Genomic DNA, 19,817 nt, shown 5'->3' with positions numbered 1-19,817 from the left:
TAACCATATGAGAAAAATAAAGGTTAGGAGTGATTGTCATAAAAGCTGTAATAATGGCGGGAGGTAAAGGTACTAGGTTAAGACCTTTGACATGTGGTTTACCAAAACCAATGGTGCCTATAATTAATAAACCAGTAATGGAGCACGGTATTAATTTATTAAAAAGACACGAAATCACAGATATAGCTGTCACAATGGCTTATCTTCCAGAAAATATAGAAGGCTATTTTGAAACAGGAAAAAAATGGGGGGTAAATCTAAACTATTTTATTGAGGATGTACCCCTGGGCACTGCAGGTAGTGTGCGAAACACCGGTGATTTCCTAGATGAAACTTTTATAGTTATAAGTGGTGATGCATTGACAGACTTGGACTTAGATGCTGCCATTAAGTTTCATCAATTTAATAACTCAAAAGCTACCCTTGTTCTAAGAAAGGAAAAGGTCCCCTTAGAATACGGAGTTGTTATAACTGATGACAATGGTAAGGTAATAAGGTTTTTGGAGAAACCAAGCTGGGGTGAAGTATTCAGCAATACCATAAATACAGGGATTTATATATTAGAGCCAGAGGTTATGGAGTATTACACTAAAGGTGAAAATTTTGACTTCAGCAAAGACCTTTTTCCAAGACTTTTAAATGATAAGATACCAATGTACGGATATGTTACAGATGACTACTGGTGTGATATAGGTGCCCTAGAACCTTATAAGCAAACTCAGTTTGACTTGTTATCTCAAAAGGTTAATTTACCAATGGGAGTCAAAGAAATAGAAAAAGGTGTTTGGATTGATGAAGGGACACTAGTCTCAAATAATGCAAAGCTCATACCACCTGTTTATATTGGAAAGAACTGTGTTATAAATGAAAATTCCAGTATAGGGCCTTTTACAGTTATAGGAAATGACTGTAAAATTGGGCCAAGTGCCTCACTAAAAAATACAACTCTTTGGAATAACTGTACTTTTGGAAGCCTAAGTGAGGCCAGGGGAACTGTAATTTGTAGCAAGGTAACTATTGGGTCGAAGGTAAAACTTTACGAAAACTCTGTTATAGGTGAAGGTTCAATAATAAAAGACAATTCTACCATCAAGCAAGATATAAAAATTTGGCCACAAAAGACAGTGGAAAAAAATGCTACACTTACTCAAAACTTGATTTGGGGTACATCTGCTAAGAAAAATGTATTTGGTGTAAGAAATATTTCAGGTGACTTAAATACTGATATAACACCAGAATTCGCTACAAAACTTGGCGCAGCATTTGCTAGTATCTTTAAAGATGAAGGGGCTCTTATAATAAGCGGCGATGAAAGTAAAGGCACATGCCTTATAAAAAATGCACTAATAGCAGGTGTTCAATCCACGGGTACAAGGCCAATAAAGGTGAACAACTGTCTTCTACCCATGTCCCGCTTTGCCATTAGGTATTATAATGCACTAGGTGGTATACATGTAAAAAAAGATCCCACAAGTAATAATAGGGTCAACATTGAATTTCTAAATAATAAAGGTGCCAATATACCTAAAAATGTGGAAAGAGACATAGAAAACACCCTTTGTACAGAGGGGATAAACAGATGTAGTGTAGAAGATATAAAAGATGTAATAGAAGTAGACAATCTATCTTATTTCTATGGAGAAGAATGTAAAAAACTATTACAAGATATTAACCAAATCAAAAAAAACAGTCCAAAGATTTTTTTAACTTCTTCTTCCCAACAAGAGTTAGAATTAGCCACAGCGTTATTAAAAAGTATAGGCTGTAAGGTGGATGTGGAAATAACCTCGAAACCCTCTTTAGATAGAATTAGAGCAAGGGTGTGGGAAGGAAAATATTCCTTTGGAGCATTGATGCAAGGTAATGGAGAAAGTTTGTCATTAGTAGATGGTAAAGGTAGAGTAGTGGAAAAGGAAAACTACTTTTTTTTAGTATCACTACTACTACTTAAGAAAGGTGAAGATATTAATCTAATAGCTCCACATACATTCCCCACAGTGTTTGAGAACTTAGGGAAAACTTATAACAGACAAGTTGTTAGAACAAAGTCTAACCCTGCATCAGTCATGAACGAGATGCTAAAGGAAGACAAAATTACAGGTAACTACTTACAGTTTATCCTAAACTATAATGCAATTTGGGGCTTAGGGATTATAGTAGACTATTTAGTGAATAATACAATAACCCTTTCACAACTAATTAGCGAGCTTCCCGTATATTTCTACAAAAAACAAGAGATCCCCTGTGATTGGGAGGATAAAGGGCGTATTATCAAGGAATTGATAATGGAAAATAAAGAGGAAGATTTAGAGTTGTTTGAAGGAGTTCGCATTAAAGATGAAAGGGGTTGGGGACTAATACTACCTGACCACGAGCTCCCTGTATTTAATATATACACACAAGGGCATAATGAGGAATACGCTCAAGAACTGTGTGATTTGTTCACAGAAAAAGTGAAATCTAAGTTAAAAAATCAAAGGTAACAATGCCTTTGATTTTTTAGCAACACAGGTTATGACTTATAAAGGGGTTGATTTAAATGTCTTTAGCAAAAAAAGAATTAGAACTTCTAAATATAGATAGCTTAAAGGATGTGCTATTGAGCCAAGAGGAACTTGAGTATCATGCTAAGGAGCTAGCCAGGCAGCATAGCACATACGAAGAACCATTACCCATTAAGCCACTTGTAAGAAGACTTGATGAGAACTTTGAAACAATAGTAAAAGTATATAAGCGGATGAGTAAAGACGCAAAGGAGAAAAAACCACTTTCTCCAGCATCTGAGTGGCTATTAGACAATTTTTATAAAGTTGAGGAGCAGGTTAAAGATGTAAGACTAAGTTTACTTAAAGATAGGTTCATGAAACTTTATACAATACGTAGGGGATTATATAAGGGCTACCCTAGGGTTTACGCTATAATTTTAGACTACATATCCCACACCGATGGAAATATTGAAGAAGAAAGTCTGATAAAATTTATAAAATCCTATCAAACCCAAAGGGTGTTATCCATAGCTGAGATATGGTCTATTTCTCTTATGGCTAGAATTGCTTTAGTCAAAAACATAAGCTTGATATGTGAAAAAATTTATACAAATCAAGGATATTGGCAATTAGCAGAAGATTTAGCTGAAAAAGAGCCTAACGAAATAATTAAATATCTTAAAGAGAACTTAGAGTATAGTGAAAATATAAACTCCTCCTTTGTGGAGCACCTCCTCAGACAACTTAGAAGAGCAGAAACAGAAACAGGGGATGTTGTAAGCTATCTTAGTAAAAAGCTATCTGAGGTAAATACCTCTATAAAGGAAATCATTGAATTTGAACATCACGATCAGGCTACTAGAAAAATTTCCATAGGTAACTCCATAATCAGTTTAAATACTGTTTCGACCCTTGATTGGAATGATGTTTTTGAAAGCATTAATATCGTTGAGAAAACTCTAAGTAAAGATCCATTGAACATTTATAAACTGATGGACTTTGAATCTAGGGATTACTATAGGATTCAAGTTGAGAAATTATCCATACTGACAAAGCGTTCTGAAACAAAAGTAGCCCAAATGGCACTAGACTTAGCAAATAAGTATTATCAACAAGGAAATAGAGAAAAAAAAGCCCATGTTGGTTATTATCTTCTAGATAAAGGGAAAGAAGAGTTATTGAGCAGTTTGGACAGAAAGAACCTTTACAAACCTACAGATAAAACCCTAGGGTACTACCTAACACCAATACTACTTATTGCTATTTTGTTTCCCTTAGCTACAGGCTTTTTAATAGGTACCATAACTAACAACATCTTAATAGGTGCAACACTCACAATGCTGTTGGTAATCCCTTTTAGTGATGTGGCAGTTCATCTAGTAAACTATATAATGCTGAAGATTAATCCACCGAAAATGCTCCCAAGGCTGGAGATGAAGACGGGCATACCTAAAGATAGTAGTACCTTTGTTGTGGTGCCCACACTACTACCTAGCGAAAGCAGAGTACAAGAATTATTAGACCAGTTAGAGGTACATTATCAAGGGAACAAGGAAGAAAATCTTTACTTTGCCCTCGTTGGAGACTTTAAGGACTCCAAGCAGGAAAAAGAAAAAGGTGATAATAGGCTTATAGAAATTGCATTAAAAGGTATAAAGGACTTGAATAAAAGATATCCAACAGCGTCAGGGGATAATAGATTTTATTTTTTCCTCCGTAAAAGGCAATTCAGTGAAAAACAAAAAAGATGGATGGGCTGGGAACGTAAAAGAGGAGCATTACAAGAGCTTAACAACCTATTCCTTGGAGATCAAAAAACATCATACTACATCACTTCATCTAGTCCCCCACAGAATATAAAATATATCCTTACACTAGATGCAGATACAAACTTGCCCATTGAAACAGCAAAAAAAATGGTGGGTATAATTTCACATCCATTAAATAGGCCAGTATTTGATGAAGAAAAAGGAATTGTAACAGAGGGGCATGGATTGATTCAGCCGCGAATCAGTGTAGATTTGGAAAGTGCAAATAAAACACTATTTACTAAGATTTACGCAGGTCAAGGGGGTATTGATCCATATACCACAGCCAGCTCTGATATTTATCAAGACTTGTTTTCAGAAGGCATATTCACAGGTAAAGGAATATATGACATAAGGACATTTTCAAGGGCTTTACATAATTCCATGCCTGAAAATGCCATCTTAAGCCATGATTTACTTGAGGGGTCATATCTTCGAGCAGGCTTAGTTACAGATGTTGAATTAGTTGATGGTTACCCAGCTAAGTTTAGTTCATATAGTATGCGCTTACACAGATGGGTGAGGGGTGACTGGCAGCTTGCCCCTTGGCTGTTCAGTAAAGTAAAAACAAGAGAAAATAAGAAGGAAAAAAATCCCCTTTCTGCTCTATCTAAATGGAAAATTGCAGACAACCTAAGGAGGAGCCTAGTACCAGTTCTTGTTTTTTCGTTAATTTCCTTATGTATGATTTTCTTGGACAATCATGTGTGGATACCCATATTACTAGGGTTACTAACTTTATTTTTCCCTGCTATTTTAAATACCTTTGAGTATTTTAAAGTAGGACAAAATCAAGTGGGATATGTAAAAAATAATGTAAGGAAATTTTACGGTGTGACAGCTTTATGGTATCAAGTACTGTTAAACTTTGTTTTTCTGCCATATCAAAGTTACATGTTGGCGGATGCAATTTGCCGCACACTATATAGGGTTTGTTTTTCCAAGAGGAAAATGCTTGAATGGGTTACAGCTGCAGATGCTGAAAAAAACCTGCAAAATGATTTAGGTAGCTATATCAAGAGAATGAAGTCAGGTATATTCCTTACCATGATTGTTTTAGGAGCCACCCTTATAATAACTGCAGCAAATACATTTTGGGCGCTACCCATATGTGTTGTATGGCTATTTGCACCTTTTGCAGCATATAAAACAAGTCAAGGGATTAAAAGGGATAAATATAAGCTAACAGACCATGACACAGAAAACCTAAGGAGAATTGCTAGAAAGACTTGGGGATATTATGACGATTTTGGCAATGCCTTTAATAATTATCTCCCCCCTGATAATTATCAGGTTTATCCCCCTAGGGGAATTGCTCAAAGAACATCTCCTACTAATATAGGTTGTATGTTCATGGGTATACTTGCAGCTAAAGATTTCGGTTATATAACCCATGGCGATACATTGATCCGAGTTAACAACACCTTGGACACTGTTGATAGGTTAGAAACATGGAAAGGGCATCTTTACAACTGGTATGAGACATCTACCCTTGAGGTGTTACGACCATCCTATGTTTCTACAGTGGACAATGGCAACTTTATCAGTTATCTAATCACACTAAAGGAAGGCCTAAAGGATTTGTCCAATGATAAGATTTTTACATATAACAATATCTTAGGTATCAGAGACACGGCAGTCCTAGCAAATGCAGAACATGATATAAAACATCTATTTAATGTAAAACAAAGTGATATAGACCCAAGGGAGTATAAAGAAATTATACAGGGTCTACTTGGCACTGAAGAAGAAGGGCTGTGGCAACAAAAATACAATGAAAGCTTAGTTGGTTTTAAGGAAGAAGTAACTCAGCTCCTTCCTGATACGTTGTTTGAAGATTATAGTGAGTATAAAAAGATTCACGAGTCGTTGCAGCAATTAAATAAAAGCATTTCATTAAGCCATTTAAAGGAAATCTACAAGGATATCATTACCCAAATAGTAAAGATAGAAAAAAATAAACAAGACGAAAAACTCGTAACCCTTAAAGAATCTGCACAGAGAACTATCGTTAAAATTTATGACTTAGAACAGCAAAGGGATAGTCTAGTACAAAGGATTGATAGTATTATTGAGAACACAGATTTTAGGCATCTTTATGATAAAAAAAGAAACCTTTTTTCCATAGGCTATAATGTAGAGGAAGAAAGGTTAACAAATTCCTACTATGATCTACTAGCTTCAGAGGCCAGAACAACTAGCTACATAGCCATTGCCAAGGGAGAGATACCCAAAAAACACTGGTTTAAACTAGGAAGAGGCCTAACAGTGGTAGAAGGTTTCAGGTCCTTAGTATCATGGACAGGAACCATGTTTGAGTATTTTATGCCTAATCTCCTAATGAAAAACTATACACATACATTGATGGAAGAATCATATAAAGGTGTAGTGATGGCACAAAAAAAATATGGTGAAAAAAGAAAAAATCCTTGGGGTGTCTCAGAATCTGGGTATTACACCTTTGATATGCTGTTAAATTACCAATACAGAGCATTCGGCATACCAGATCTTGGGCTAAAAAGAGGTCTGTCAAATGATATGGTAGTTTCTCCTTATTCAACAATACTAGGAATATCCATTGACCCTAAGGGAAGCTTAGATAATCTTACATCACTTATAGAGCAAGGTCTTGAGGGGACCTATGGATTGTACGAGGCAGTTGATTATACACCTGCCAGGGTACTAGTTCATGGATCAGACAAGAAAATTGTAAAAAGTTTTATGGCTCACCATCAAGGAATGATTTTGATGGCTTTGGACAACTTTTTAAATGATAATATTTTACAAAAAAGGTTCCATGGTAATCCTTTGATTAGGGCAGGAGAATTGTTGTTACAAGAGAAAATTCCCCTACGGGCAATTGTAACTAAAGAATTTAAGGAAGTAGAGGACACTGTTCCAATATATACAGAAAAACCACAAGAGCTTGTTCGTAAATATGAGGGTATAGAGCCTGTTTTGCCAAAGTGTCACATACTCTCAAATGGCAGATATTCTGTTATGATCACTGAACGAGGTGGTGGATACAGTAAATGTAACGATATACAAATTACCCGTTGGAGGGAAGATAGTATATTAGGTAAACATGGAACCTATATAATTATTAAAAAAGCAAATTCTGACAAAGTTTGGTCAAACACCTTTGAACCACTATTGGACGAAGGTGATAGCTATAAAGTAAAGTTTTATCAAGATAAAGTTGAGTATCAGCGTTATGATGAGAACATAACAACAAAGACAGAGGTTACCATATCCTCAGAAGATAATGTGGAAATACGCAAGGTTACCCTATCAAACCATGAAACAACAGAAGTGACCCTTGAAATAACAAGTTTCATGGAAACGGTATTAGGCAACCATGCAGCTGATTTGGCACACCCCACATTTAGCAACCTGTTTGTGAGAACGGAGTACCTATCAGAGTATGAAACTCTTCTAGCATCCAGGCGACCTAGGGAAGAAGGCAAAGATACCAACTGGGGATTTCATAGTGTAAGTATAAATGGAAATTCCATAGGAGTTACTCAATATGAAACAATGAGGGGCAACTTCATAGGACGAGGGAATACCTTAAAAAGCGCAGATGCTCTGTATAAGCCTCTATCAAACTCAGCGGGTATAGTTTTAGACCCAATACTGAGCTTAAGGAAAACTGTTCGCATACCAGCAGGTCAATCTATAATAATACATTTTGTAACAGGTGTTGGTGAAGATAGACAAGAAGCCATAGAACTATCTAAAAAATACAAGGATGAACAAACAGTTGAGAGGGGATTTGAACTTGCATATACAAAAAGCCAGGTAGAAATGGCCTATTTAGACATTAAGCCTAAAGAGTTAAAAGTATATCAAGACATGATTTCTTCTTTGATCTATCAAAGTCCCACCAAAGAGAAATACCGTGACATAATAAGTAACAACAAAAAAAATCAGTCTGCCTTATGGAGCTATGGAATCTCCGGTGATTTGCCAATAGTACTACTTTCCATAAAAAAGACTGAGGACATAGACGTATTTCAGAATCTACTAAAGGCCCATGAATATTGGTCTGCCAAGGGACTAAAAGTTGATTTTGTTGTACTAAATGAAGACGAAAATAGCTACCTGCAACCCCTTCAACGCATGCTAAATGACATAATTGCAACCAGTCATGGAAAACACATACTAGATGTTCCAGGTGGGGTATTTATCAAAAACGGAGGGCAGATACCCCAAGAAGATAAAACACTTCTTTACACAGTGGCTAAAATTATAATTCATGCTGATGGTGGGCCATTAAGTAAGCAGATAGAATCACCAATAATTGAACAAGAGAAGCCGCCAATGGAATTTAAACAAAAGGATGAAAGCTATCAGAGCTATGATGAACCACTAAACACAGAGTTTTATAATGGCTATGGAGGTTTTTCCCATGATGGCCTAGAGTATATTATAAGGCTTAAAGAAGGTAAGAAGACACCAGCACCATGGATAAATGTAATTTCCAATGAGAAATTTGGATTTCAGGTGTCTGAAAGTGGAGCAGGGTTTACTTGGGCAGAAAACAGTAGGGAAAATAAGTTAACCCCTTGGTCTAATGACCCCGTATCAGATCCCCCAGAAGAAGTTATATATATTCGGGATGACGAAACAGGAAAGTTGTTTACACCAACAGCTCTACCAATTAGAGAAAATAATAGTTACACTGTTAAACATGGTATGGGTTATTCAATTTTTTCCCATGATAGTTACGGAATCCACCAGGAATTAACCATGTTCGTACCTCGTAATGACAGTGTTAAAGTTAACTTGCTAAAACTGAAAAACAACTCTAAGGAAGCAAGGAAGCTTACACTTACCTACTATATGAGACCTGTCATGGGTGTAAATGAGCAAATGACAAAGAATTATATCTCAACTTCTTTTGAAGAGGGGGCCGATGCAATGATAGTTAGAAACCCCTATAGCATCGATTTTCCTAACCGTGCAACCTATGTTACTACTTCCGAAAGGGTATTATCTTACACAGGTAGTAGAAGAGAATTTATAGGGGAAAAGGAAATGGATAACCCCCAAGCTCTAAAGTATAGGTCACTAAGTAACAAAGTGGGAGGAGGGCTTGATCCATGTGTGGCCTTACAAGTGAATATAGAACTAAAGCCACTGGCTGAAAAAGAAATTTCATTTGTAATGGGACATGTGAAAGAAGAAGAGGGGCATTTAGGAGATATTCTTCCTAAATATAAATCACTGGCAAATTGTAATACAGAACTAAAGCAAGTGAAGAGGTTTTGGAAGGAAGTACTTACTAAGATACAAGTAGATACACCTGACAAGTCAATGGACTATATGCTAAATGGTTGGCTTTTATATCAGACATTGGCGTGTAGGGTATGGGCAAGATCTGCCTTTTATCAATCTGGTGGAGCCTATGGTTATAGGGATCAGCTACAAGACACCATGAATGTAGTTTATAATCTACCAGAGGCAACAAGAAAGCAGATACTTCTCCATTGTGAGCATCAATTTGTGGAAGGTGATGTTCAACACTGGTGGCATCCTGGTGCTGGGGATAAAGGAATCAGGACTAGATTCTCCGATGACCTTTTATGGTTGCCACTGGTTACAGCAGATTATGTGAAAAATACAGGGGACTTCGATTTGCTTAACGAAGAAACCCATTTCTTAGAAGATGAACCACTGGGAAAAGAGGATGAACGTTACGGCATACCAAGGATTTCAACTGAAAAGGCCACTGTTTACGAACACTGCATCAGAGCCATTGAGCGTGGACTAAGATTTGGTGAAAATGGCATACCACTTATGGGTTCGGGAGACTGGAATGACGGTATGAGTACAGTGGGCAACAAAGGGAAGGGAGAAAGTATCTGGCTGGGCTGGTTTATACACAAAATACTTAAAGACTTTCTGCCAATACTTAAGCATATGGGTGACGAGGAAAGGGGAATTCGTTACATCAAAGTTGCTGAAGAAATCGCTGAAAACATAGAGAAAAATGCCTGGGATGGTGAATGGTACTTAAGGGCATTTTATGATGATGGTAGTCCACTGGGCTCATCTAAAAACACAGAGTGTATCATAGACTCCCTAGGACAGACTTGGTCAATAATTTCAGGCGGCGGTAAGAACAAAGAAAGAATTGATAAGGCCATGGAATCTGTAGAAAAATATCTAGTTAAAAGGGATCAAGGCTTGATACAACTTTTTACACCACCCTTTGACAACAGTGACCAAAAACCAGGTTATATCAAGGGATATGTTCCTGGTGTTCGAGAAAATGGAGGGCAATATACCCATGCAGCAATTTGGGTAATCAATGCTTATGCCATGTATGGTGATGGTGATAAAGCCTGGGAACTATATAATATGGTAAACCCAATAAACCATTCCCGTACACCAATAGAAAGTAACACCTATAAAGTTGAACCATATGTTTTAGCAGCGGATGTCTACGCGGTATCTCCCCATGTAGGTAGAGGAGGTTGGACATGGTATACAGGTGCAGCTGGATGGATGTACCGTGTTGGTATTGAACATATTCTAGGATTAAAAACATATGGGGATAAACTCATGTTTAACCCATGTATACCTAAAGAATGGAACAAGTACCACATTAGCTACGTTCATGGTAATACTCCATATCAGATAACCATCAGAAATCCTAAAGGAATTAACAAAGGCGTTGATGAGATATATGTGGATGGAGAAAAAGTAGATAAAGAAATAAACATGGTAGATGATGGTGTGGAGCATGTTGTTGAGGTTATAATGGGATAAATATGCCATGCCACCTTAAGAATATAAGATAAAAATACAAAGCAAAATAACTAAAGCCATCACTGTGACTAGTGACGGCTTTAGTTATTTTTTATGAAATTCATTTCTAAGTCAGTGGAAAAAGTAGTTTTCTACTCGTCATCTATTGTTAACTTTTTTATAATCCATAAACCAGACAAAACAACACTCAAACCTTTGTCAGGTTTAATGGGTACGTTGCGGTTAATATAAACATCTATACCATCAACTTGGTGTAAATTGTAGCTGGTGGTATTTTTCGGTGCTTTAGTCTGAACCTCAGACCTATACGTTGTACCACATCAAGATGAACCTGAAACAACAACATTTATTGAGATTGCATTTATCCCTTTTTGCTTTATATACTCTTTGGCTTCAGAAGATATTTTAATATCTGACATAACCTCACCACCTTTTATTTCTTGCTTCCTAATAAACTCTTCTACTAAGCTGTTTTTCTCAATAATACAAACTCATCTTTTAGTGTTCTATGGTTTACTGTCTTAACATCATATTTACCAATTTTAAAAACAACTTGGATAGCGTAGCCCATGGACAAAGCGACCACAACTGTTCCTAATCCTACTTTTCCACCTAATAAAGCGCCTAGGACTAGAATTAAGACTTCTATTGTTGTTTTAACAGTAGCAACCTTTAGATTAAGTCTTCTTACTAAACCTAGCATTAATCCATCCCTAGGTCCTGCACCTAATCCACTTTTTAAATAAAAGAATATCCCCAAACTCAAAATCCACACTCCTGTTTGCAACATTATTAGTTTACCCCAAAATGTACCCGGGGTAAAAAGTAATGGGCTGTGATCTATTAAATCGATAAATAGTCCCACAAAAATCATGTTAAGCAATGTTCCTAAACCAGGCATAATCCCTAGAAACATACTTAGCAAAATAACAATAAAGCCAGCCAATTGTGAAATCTGACCAAAGGTTAAAGGGACAAAATTCATAACCCCCGTATGGAAAACGTCCCAAGGACCTAAACCTAAATCGCGGGCTTTGTACATCATTGTGATACCAAAGCTACATAGAAAGAAACCAAAAAAAAGATTAGGAAGTTTAGATATAGTTTGTGTTTTAAAATCTCTAAGCATTTATACTACTCCTTTAATGTGTAAATTATTTCTGTACTATAAATATTATACATTAGATAAAATCATTTTAGTATATATTTTTTTTAATTAAACTAAAACTTTTCCCTAGGTTGAACGGGAGAAAATAAGAAAAAATACTATTATTGATTTTTTATGGAGGGATTGTGGAAATAAATGTAGAATAATGCAACAATAGAAATTATGATTAGAGGTGTACGACATAATGGATGTATTTTTGGCACGTCAACCAATTTTTAACAAACTAAAGGAAGTTGTATCATATGAACTCTTATATCGTTTTAGCAATAAAAACTATAGTGGAATGATTGATGGTGATTTTGCCACATCCGATGTTATAAACAACAGTATTTTAATCAATAACATAGAAACAATAACCTCAGGAAAAAAAGCATTTATAAACTTTACTAAAAACTTATTATTAAACAATACGCCATTACTATTTAGAAAAGACTTAATTGCAATTGAGGTTTTGGAAAACATAACTCTTGATTATGATGTAGTCGCTGCCATAATCAAGCTTAAAGAATCAGGGTATACAGTAGCAATGGATGACTTTACTTACTATGAGGAATTTGAACTAATAAAAAATCATGTAGATATAATAAAGATTGATTTATTTAATACGTCTAAAAATGAGTGCATTAATATAATAAAGAACACACGCAACGGAAAAATAAGGTTCTTGGCAGAAAAAGTTGAAACCATGGAGGACTTTAACTGGGCTGTTGATCATGGCTTTTCTTACTTTCAGGGATATTTTTTTAGTAAGCCGGAGGTTATTACTTACAAAGACATATCTCCACATAGGCTGTCTGTTCTACAACTTTTAAATGAAATAAACGAAGATAACCCAACTTTTGATAAAATCACCAACATTATTGAAAAAGATGTTGCTTTATCATACAAGCTTCTAAGACTTTTAAATTCCGCTGCTTTCACATTTGTTTCTGAAATTAAGTCTATTAAGCACGCACTAGCGTTACTTGGAATAGACGAAATAAAAAACTGGGTAACAATTATATCATTGAGGGAAATAGGTGAGGATAAACCTCAAGAACTCACTAGAGTGTCAATTACAAGGGCTAGATTTGCCGAATTAATTTCATTGAAATGCGAGCTTAATTATAGAAGTAAAGAATGCTTTTTATTGGGTTTGATGTCTATGTTAGATGGCTTTATGAATGTGCAATGGAATGTGTTATTGGAACACCTACCTATTTCATCAGATATAAAAAATGCATATGTTGGAGATAAAGGGCCATTATCAGATCTATATGGACTTATACTGGCATACGAAGTAGGTGACTGGGAATTAGTTCACCACTATTGTGAAGGTCTTAGTATTAATTTAGATGAAATACTACAAATGTATTTACAAGCAAGCATATGGAGTGCTACCCTTTTGATTGCATAATTCATTTAAGCAAAAGAGTTAAAGGAAATTAATAATAAAAAAATGCCCCATTTTTATAAAATGGGGCATTTAGATTAAATATTACCTTAATTTAGGAATCCACTTATAAGAATATAAAGCAATACAAATGGCATTACGTACTTCACTAGGTTAATCCATATACCACCTAGCTTAAACTTAACACCCTCTTGACGAATATGCTCAAGGGCGTTCTTTCCACCCCAAACCCATCCAACGAAGATTACTGTCATTAACCCACCTAAAGGTAATAGAATTTTAGCGGTAAAACTATCTGCTAGGTCTAAGAAATCCATTCCGAAGATTGATATTCCACTCCATAATCCTTGGGATAGTGAGGAAGGTATACCTAATACAAATATAGCAATACCAGCTAGTATAGCAGATTTTTTTCTATCCCACTTCAACTCATCAATAAAGTAAGCAACAACTACCTCCAACAGTGATATAGAGGAAGTTAAGGCCGCTATGGTTAATAGTATAAAGAATAAGCCACCAAACAGGTTGCCCAATGGCATTGCTCCGAATACAGCAGGTAAAGTAATGAAGATTAAAGCTGGACCAGCGTTAGGTTCCAGGCCGAAAGCAAATACTGCTGGGATAATGATTAGTCCTGCCAATATTGCAATTGAAAGGTCAGCAAAAGAAATTAGCATTGCGTTTGAAGGGATATTTTCTTTTTTACCTAAATAACTACCATAGGTCAAGATGGCACCCATACCCAAACTTAAACTAAAGAAAACTTGACCCAAAGCACCAAATATGGTTTTGATACCTATTTCCGTAAAATCAGGCTTTAAAAACCAGATAACCCCTTCCATAGCTCCGTCTAAAGTAACTGCACGTATTGCAAGGATAAACAATAGACCAAAAAGTGCAGGCATTAAAAGTTTGCTATACTTTTCTATTCCGTTACCAATACCCTTAACTACAATGTAGGTTGTCATAGCCATGAAGACTAAATGCCAAAATAGAGGTTGAATGGCGTTACCAGAAAGGCCAGCGAAAACAGCTTCTACTTCGCTGCCGGATAATCCACCAGTAAAGGTTCCGTTTAGAAATTTAAATATATAACTAACGCCCCATCCAGCAATTACAGAATAAAAACTTAGAATAATAAACCCAGCTAAAACTCCCATGAAACCAACCACGTGCCATAAAGGAGTATTTTTTATAGATGTGAAGGAGCCTACGATATTTTTTTGTCCCTTTCTACCTACAGACAACTCGGAAATCATTACAGGAATACCTATGGCAAAAATAATCAATAAATATAATAGCACAAAAGCTCCACCACCATTTCTACCTACCTCGGTGGGGAAACGCCAGATATTTCCTAAGCCAATTGCCGAACCAGCTGCAGCAAAAATAAAACCAATTCTAGATCCCCATTGCTCTCTTTGTTTTTCCATTGTTAGCACCTCTCTTTTTAGTATTAGATAATAAATGCAACAGCTCACTGACTAACAAATGCTTCTTTACATTCAGTAAATTACCTCCTTTCCTAGGGCATCGTCCTAATACATGTTCATGTGAAGAAAACATCAAAATTAACATATTAGGGTGAATGTAAAGAAAATTTCTTTATTTATTATTTCGACACTATTCGCTAAAAACCTTCTTTTTATGACAAAATTATTACATTTTTTTTTTTGAAAGGATAAATGGAGTTTGATTTAATTGGAAAACCAATATAAATTTAGAGGTTAGTGTGAAAATGTTTTAATAAAAACATCAAACTAGTTAAATACTAAAAAGACTATATAAAATAAAAGCTAATCTAAGGAGGTTAATATATGGCAGAATTTGCGTTTAACTGTGGAAGTGAAATTACACGCAATGACTTATACCGATTAAGGGAACAACTTCAAAACATGAAACTAAATGATAGGATAGTTATAAGATTAGAAGCTGCAGATGCCACTCAATCCGAAGGAATAGTAAAAGAACTAGAAAAATTTGGTTTTGATTATCAGCCCCATGGTGGGCATGAACAGGAGTATTACTATACAGCAATTAAAACAACTTAGGGAGATCAAAATGATTGAGGTATGTGCAGCCATTATTATACATGAAGGAAGAATACTAATAGCCCAAAGGCCAGAAGGTGATTCCTTAGAAAACATGTGGGAATTCCCAGGGGGTAAGATAGAAGAAGGTGAGACTCCAGAGCAATCACTGAGGCGTGAGATTTTAGAAGAATTAGGCATAGAAATCATTGTTGGTGACTTTTTTTCAGAGAACATTCATAAATATCCTGACAAAGAGATTCGCCTAAGAAGTTATCTGTGTTCTGTAGTAGACGGACAGCCAACAAATGAGTTTCATCAAAAGATTATTTGGGTCCCCGTAGCAGGTTTAGCAGAATACCTTTTTGCACCAGCAGATATTCCATTTATAAGAAAACTAGAAACATTTGCAATTGACGTTGACTAGTTAAGGGAAATAATGTAGTATAAATGAAAAAGGAATATATAGTGATGGAGTTCACTAAAATCGCTATAAAAGCTAATGACTCCTACCCCAAACTGGGGTAGGAGTCTATTGTTTTTTGGGAGTACAAACTGCGGGTGTGCTTGCTTCCCTGTGTTTGTAATGTTTGAAATAACTAAGAAGGAGGTGTAAAATGCTCACAAGTTTAGCAATAATTATAATTTTCGGATCTTTATTTTATGTAGTTATGGAAAAAATGCGTTTGCCAGGTCTTTTAGGAATGCTTTTAATTGGCATTGTAATGGGACCATATGGTTTAGATGTCCTACACCCAAATATTTTAGCCATATCCTCTGACTTACGTATGATGGCCTTAATAATAATTTTGTTAAGGGCTGGCCTGGGAGTAAAGAAAGATACTTTGAAAAAAGTAGGGAGACCAGCTATACTCTTGGGTTTTGTTCCAGCACTATTTGAAGGTTTTTCTGTGTTATTTATATCAAGTTTGCTTTTAGGATTAGATAGGGTGGAAGCCGGGATGCTAGGATTTATCATAGCAGCAGTTTCACCAGCAGTGGTTGTACCCTCTATGCTAAAAATAATGTCCCAAGGCAAAGGTGAAAAAAATGGTGTTCCTACACTGATTTTAGCAGGAGCAAGTATCGATGACGTAATGGCAATAACTATATTTTCATCCTTTGTAGGTTTATATGGAGGAAAGCAATTTAGAGTGTTACAGCAATTATCTAATATATTTATTGCAATAGCCCTAGGAATACTAATAGGAGTTATAATAGCATATATTCTTTTGTGGTTTTTTAAAAGGTTTAGCATTAGGGATACTAAAAAAGTACTATTTATGTTAGCTCTAAGTTTTCTAATAATAACCTTAGAACATAATATGGCACATAAAATAGAGATTGCAGGATTGCTTGGAGTTATGACCATAGGCTTTGTAATTTTGGAGAAAAAACCTATGGTGGGTCAAAGACTTTCAATGAAGCTAAATAAGATCTGGGTTTTTGCAGAACTACTTTTATTTGTCTTAGTAGGAGCAGAAGTTAATATTTACTTAGCTAAAGAAGCTGGTTTTTTAGGTATAGCCATTATCCTTGCTGGCTTACTGGCTAGGAGTATAGGTGTTTTTATCGCCCTTTACAAAAGTCACTTAAACATAAAAGAAAAGATTTTTTGCGCCATTGCATATAGCCCAAAAGCAACAGTTCAAGCTGCTATAGGTGGTGTACCCCTTGCCATGGGTGTTCCTGCAGGTGACCTAATCCTAGCCATAGCAGTTATGGCTATAATAATAACTGCCCCCCTAGGAGCCATAGGTATTAAAACCTTTGGAGAACGACTGTTAGACTGATATATCAAGTGCCTAAATGGCACTTTTTTTTTTGCCCAAGAATAGGTGATTTTTAACTATCATTAATAAAGGTTAAATGAAAATTAATATGATGTAACAAAATAGAATTATTAATTATTTATAGTTAATAATAATAATTTCATATCATATGAATATAATACATCATAAGAACTGTAAATTTGAAAGGAGCCTTTTTATGAATCCCTATATTACTTTGGAAGCAAATGAAGGAAAGCATGTAGAAAGGTCAGTAGATGGAACTAGATATAACAGATATGCAATTAAGACTCACTTCGTAAAGGAAGGGGAAAACCTGCACGAAATCATAGAGAAATATATTGTTCCTATTTATAAGGAGGGAGACATACTCTCAATAAGTGAGAAAATCGTAGCCCTTTGTCAGAGGGATGTTATATATAAAAAGGATTTAAAAGTTGGCTTTCTAGCTAAGTTTTTATCAAAATTTGTTGTGAAAAATAAACATTGTTATGGTCTAAGAAATGTATATAAAATGCAAGCAGTTATCGACATAGTTGGACCTTTTAAAGTAATAATGGCTGCTGTAGTTTCGGTATTGGGAAAAATCATCGGGAAAAAAGGTGTTTTCTATGAATTTCTAGGTAATGGTGTGGCAAATATTGATGGGTTTGGCGACGAAGGTTTTGAGTATTATTCTGATATGGGTACCCTAGCCCCTTCAAACCCAGAAAAAGCATGCCAAAGCATAAAAGATACCTACGGTATAAACACTATGATTGTAGATGCCAATGACCTTGGAGTGGAGATTTTAGGTACTAATAAAGAATTGTCTGGTCTAACAATACATTTAAAAAATATCATATTAGATAATCCAGCAGGACAAGAGAAACAGCAAACACCTTTGATACTAATAAGACCAGCTGAGGAGCAAACAAGAACAACAGCGTAATAAAATATAATATATAAAAACCTTATGAACTTTTGCAAAAATGTTCATGAGGTTTTTTTGTATAGGTAGTTTTTTCCCTTTTTTTCTTCTATTTCCGAGATTTTTCTCATACAAATATAGCGCTGAAAGAAAAAAACAAAAGAGGTGATACTTGTGTCTCAGCCTAAGAGGGGGAAGGTCAATATCAACTACAAAAGATGTAAGGGATGTGGAATCTGTTCCTCATCTTGCCCAAGAAAGGTTTACCAGTACAAAAAAATTGGTAGGCCAAGAGTTGTAGCTGAAGAGAAATGTACTGCCTGTATGTTATGTCAGTACTTATGTCCTGATTTTGCCATAAAAATAGAAAAAATTATCAGTGGGGTGGTAGTATAATGGGATTTTTTTTACAAGGGAATGAAGCCTGTGCATTAGCTGGTCTTAACGGAGGAGTAAAATATTATGCAGGTTACCCAATAACTCCTTCCACAGAAATAGCAGGTCATATGGCTTTAAAACTACCCAAAAGAGGTGGGGTTTTTATACAGATGGAAGATGAAATCGCCTCCATAGCTGCAGCTTTAGGTGCTTCAGCCTGTGGGGTGAAATCCATGACTGCAACAAGTGGCCCAGGGTTTTCCTTAAAACAAGAAAATATCGGCTACGGAATAATGGCTGAAATACCACTTTTAGTGGTTAATGTTCAGCGAGTAGGTCCAAGTACAGGTGCACCCACATCGCCTGCCCAAGGTGATGTAATGCAATCTAGATGGGGAACCCATGGTGATCACCCAATGATTGTATTTACAGCCTCTAGCGTACAACAAGTCTATGAAATGACAATTCATTCCCTAAACGTAGCGGAACAACTTAAAATGCCTGTGATACTGTTGCTAGATGAAACAATAGCACACTTAAAGGAATCCGTGGTACTAAAAGAGATACCATTGGTGACTCGGCAGCAAAATAGGATAATAGGGCAGGGAGACCCATTTCACACAACAGGACTAAGTCATGATGAGTTTGGCTTTCCTGCAACTAATAACAATTCAAAAATTGCAGAGTTAACCTGGAGACTGCATAAAAAAGTAGAGGAAAATACAGAGAAATTCACCAAGATTGAGATTATGGGTAATGAAGACTATGAAATCCTATTGGTGGGATACGGCATAAGTCATAGATCAGCATTGGCAGCCATGGAAGAGCTAGAAGAACAAGGCAAAAAAGTTGCAGTATTAAACCTACTAACATTATGGCCCCTACCGTATAAACAAATCCAAGAATTCTCAAGAAATGCACAAGTGGTGGTATTTATAGAACTTAATTTAGGAATGATTAGCGATGAGTGTAAGAAATACATTGACCATAAGAAGATTTTGTCTATAACAAAAACCAGTGGTCAGTTAATAGAACCTTGGGAGATAGTAAAGACCCTTAGTGAAGGAGGCTATTAGC

General features: G+C 35.8%; 11 protein-coding genes, 1 pseudogene and 1 riboswitch. Of the genes and pseudogenes, 9 read left to right on the top strand and 3 right to left on the bottom strand.

Annotation, left to right across the window (positions count from 1 at the left end; translation table 11 throughout):
- The first annotated feature begins 53 nt into the window (after nucleotides 1-53).
- The gene (locus HYG86_RS03615; protein ID WP_246451876.1) at nucleotides 54-2,483 is read left to right on the top strand and encodes a sugar phosphate nucleotidyltransferase; all 2,430 of its coding nucleotides are present in this window, start codon (nucleotides 54-56) and stop codon (nucleotides 2,481-2,483) included.
- 56 nt (nucleotides 2,484-2,539) lie between these two features.
- Nucleotides 2,540-11,071 (top strand): glycoside hydrolase family 94 protein, encoded by an 8,532-nt coding sequence (locus tag HYG86_RS03610; protein WP_213167585.1) that lies wholly within the window; start codon nucleotides 2,540-2,542, stop codon nucleotides 11,069-11,071.
- Between the two features lie 131 nt (nucleotides 11,072-11,202).
- Here the strand turns inward: HYG86_RS03610 and HYG86_RS18435 are convergent.
- Nucleotides 11,203-11,379: pseudogene (locus HYG86_RS18435) on the bottom strand (CC/Se motif family (seleno)protein); the annotation flags it as partial.
- 155 nt (nucleotides 11,380-11,534) lie between these two features.
- Nucleotides 11,535-12,200, bottom strand: coding sequence for a YczE/YyaS/YitT family protein (locus HYG86_RS03605; protein ID WP_213167584.1), 666 nt, complete (start codon nucleotides 12,198-12,200; stop codon nucleotides 11,535-11,537).
- 223 nt (nucleotides 12,201-12,423) lie between these two features.
- On the opposite strand from HYG86_RS03605, the gene HYG86_RS03600 reads away from it, so the two are divergent.
- Nucleotides 12,424-13,635 (top strand): EAL and HDOD domain-containing protein, encoded by a 1,212-nt coding sequence (locus tag HYG86_RS03600; protein ID WP_213167583.1) that lies wholly within the window; start codon nucleotides 12,424-12,426, stop codon nucleotides 13,633-13,635.
- An 86-nt stretch (nucleotides 13,636-13,721) separates the two neighbouring features.
- On the opposite strand, the gene HYG86_RS03595 is transcribed toward HYG86_RS03600, so the two are convergent.
- A complete protein-coding gene (locus HYG86_RS03595) occupies nucleotides 13,722-15,065 on the bottom strand; it encodes a sodium-dependent transporter (RefSeq protein ID WP_213167582.1) in 1,344 nt (447 codons plus the stop codon).
- Between the two features lie 384 nt (nucleotides 15,066-15,449).
- Between HYG86_RS03595 and HYG86_RS03590 the strand changes: the two genes are divergently transcribed.
- From HYG86_RS03590 to HYG86_RS03565, 6 genes are all read left to right on the top strand, one after another.
- Nucleotides 15,450-15,683 (top strand): hypothetical protein, encoded by a 234-nt coding sequence (locus tag HYG86_RS03590; protein WP_213167581.1) that lies wholly within the window; start codon nucleotides 15,450-15,452, stop codon nucleotides 15,681-15,683.
- A 10-nt stretch (nucleotides 15,684-15,693) separates the two neighbouring features.
- The gene (mutT, locus tag HYG86_RS03585) at nucleotides 15,694-16,089 is read left to right on the top strand and encodes an 8-oxo-dGTP diphosphatase MutT (RefSeq protein WP_213167580.1); all 396 of its coding nucleotides are present in this window, start codon (nucleotides 15,694-15,696) and stop codon (nucleotides 16,087-16,089) included.
- Nucleotides 16,090-16,120: 31 nt separating this feature from the next.
- Nucleotides 16,121-16,181, top strand: a riboswitch (Fluoride riboswitch).
- Nucleotides 16,182-16,279: 98 nt separating this feature from the next.
- Nucleotides 16,280-17,455 carry a cation:proton antiporter gene (locus HYG86_RS03580; RefSeq protein ID WP_213167579.1) on the top strand — a complete coding sequence of 392 codons (1,176 nt, stop codon included), beginning with the start codon at nucleotides 16,280-16,282 and terminating at the stop codon, nucleotides 17,453-17,455.
- Between the two features lie 196 nt (nucleotides 17,456-17,651).
- Complete coding sequence (locus HYG86_RS03575; protein ID WP_213167578.1) at nucleotides 17,652-18,383, top strand: coenzyme F420-0:L-glutamate ligase; 732 nt, start codon at nucleotides 17,652-17,654, stop codon at nucleotides 18,381-18,383.
- Between the two features lie 153 nt (nucleotides 18,384-18,536).
- Nucleotides 18,537-18,758 carry a 4Fe-4S dicluster domain-containing protein gene (locus HYG86_RS03570; protein WP_213167577.1) on the top strand — a complete coding sequence of 74 codons (222 nt, stop codon included), beginning with the start codon at nucleotides 18,537-18,539 and terminating at the stop codon, nucleotides 18,756-18,758.
- Nucleotides 18,758-19,816, top strand: a complete 1,059-nt coding sequence (locus HYG86_RS03565; protein WP_213167576.1) for a 2-oxoacid:acceptor oxidoreductase subunit alpha — start codon at nucleotides 18,758-18,760, stop codon at nucleotides 19,814-19,816. The genes HYG86_RS03570 and HYG86_RS03565 overlap by 1 nt, the downstream gene beginning before the upstream one ends.
- Nucleotide 19,817 lies beyond the last annotated feature (1 nt).

This window comes from Alkalicella caledoniensis, from assembly GCF_014467015.1.
GTDB classification, from domain to species: domain Bacteria; phylum Bacillota; class Proteinivoracia; order Proteinivoracales; family Proteinivoracaceae; genus Alkalicella; species Alkalicella caledoniensis.
The sequence above is the reverse complement of the archived record's forward strand: the minus strand, read 5'-3'. Positions and strand labels throughout refer to the sequence as shown.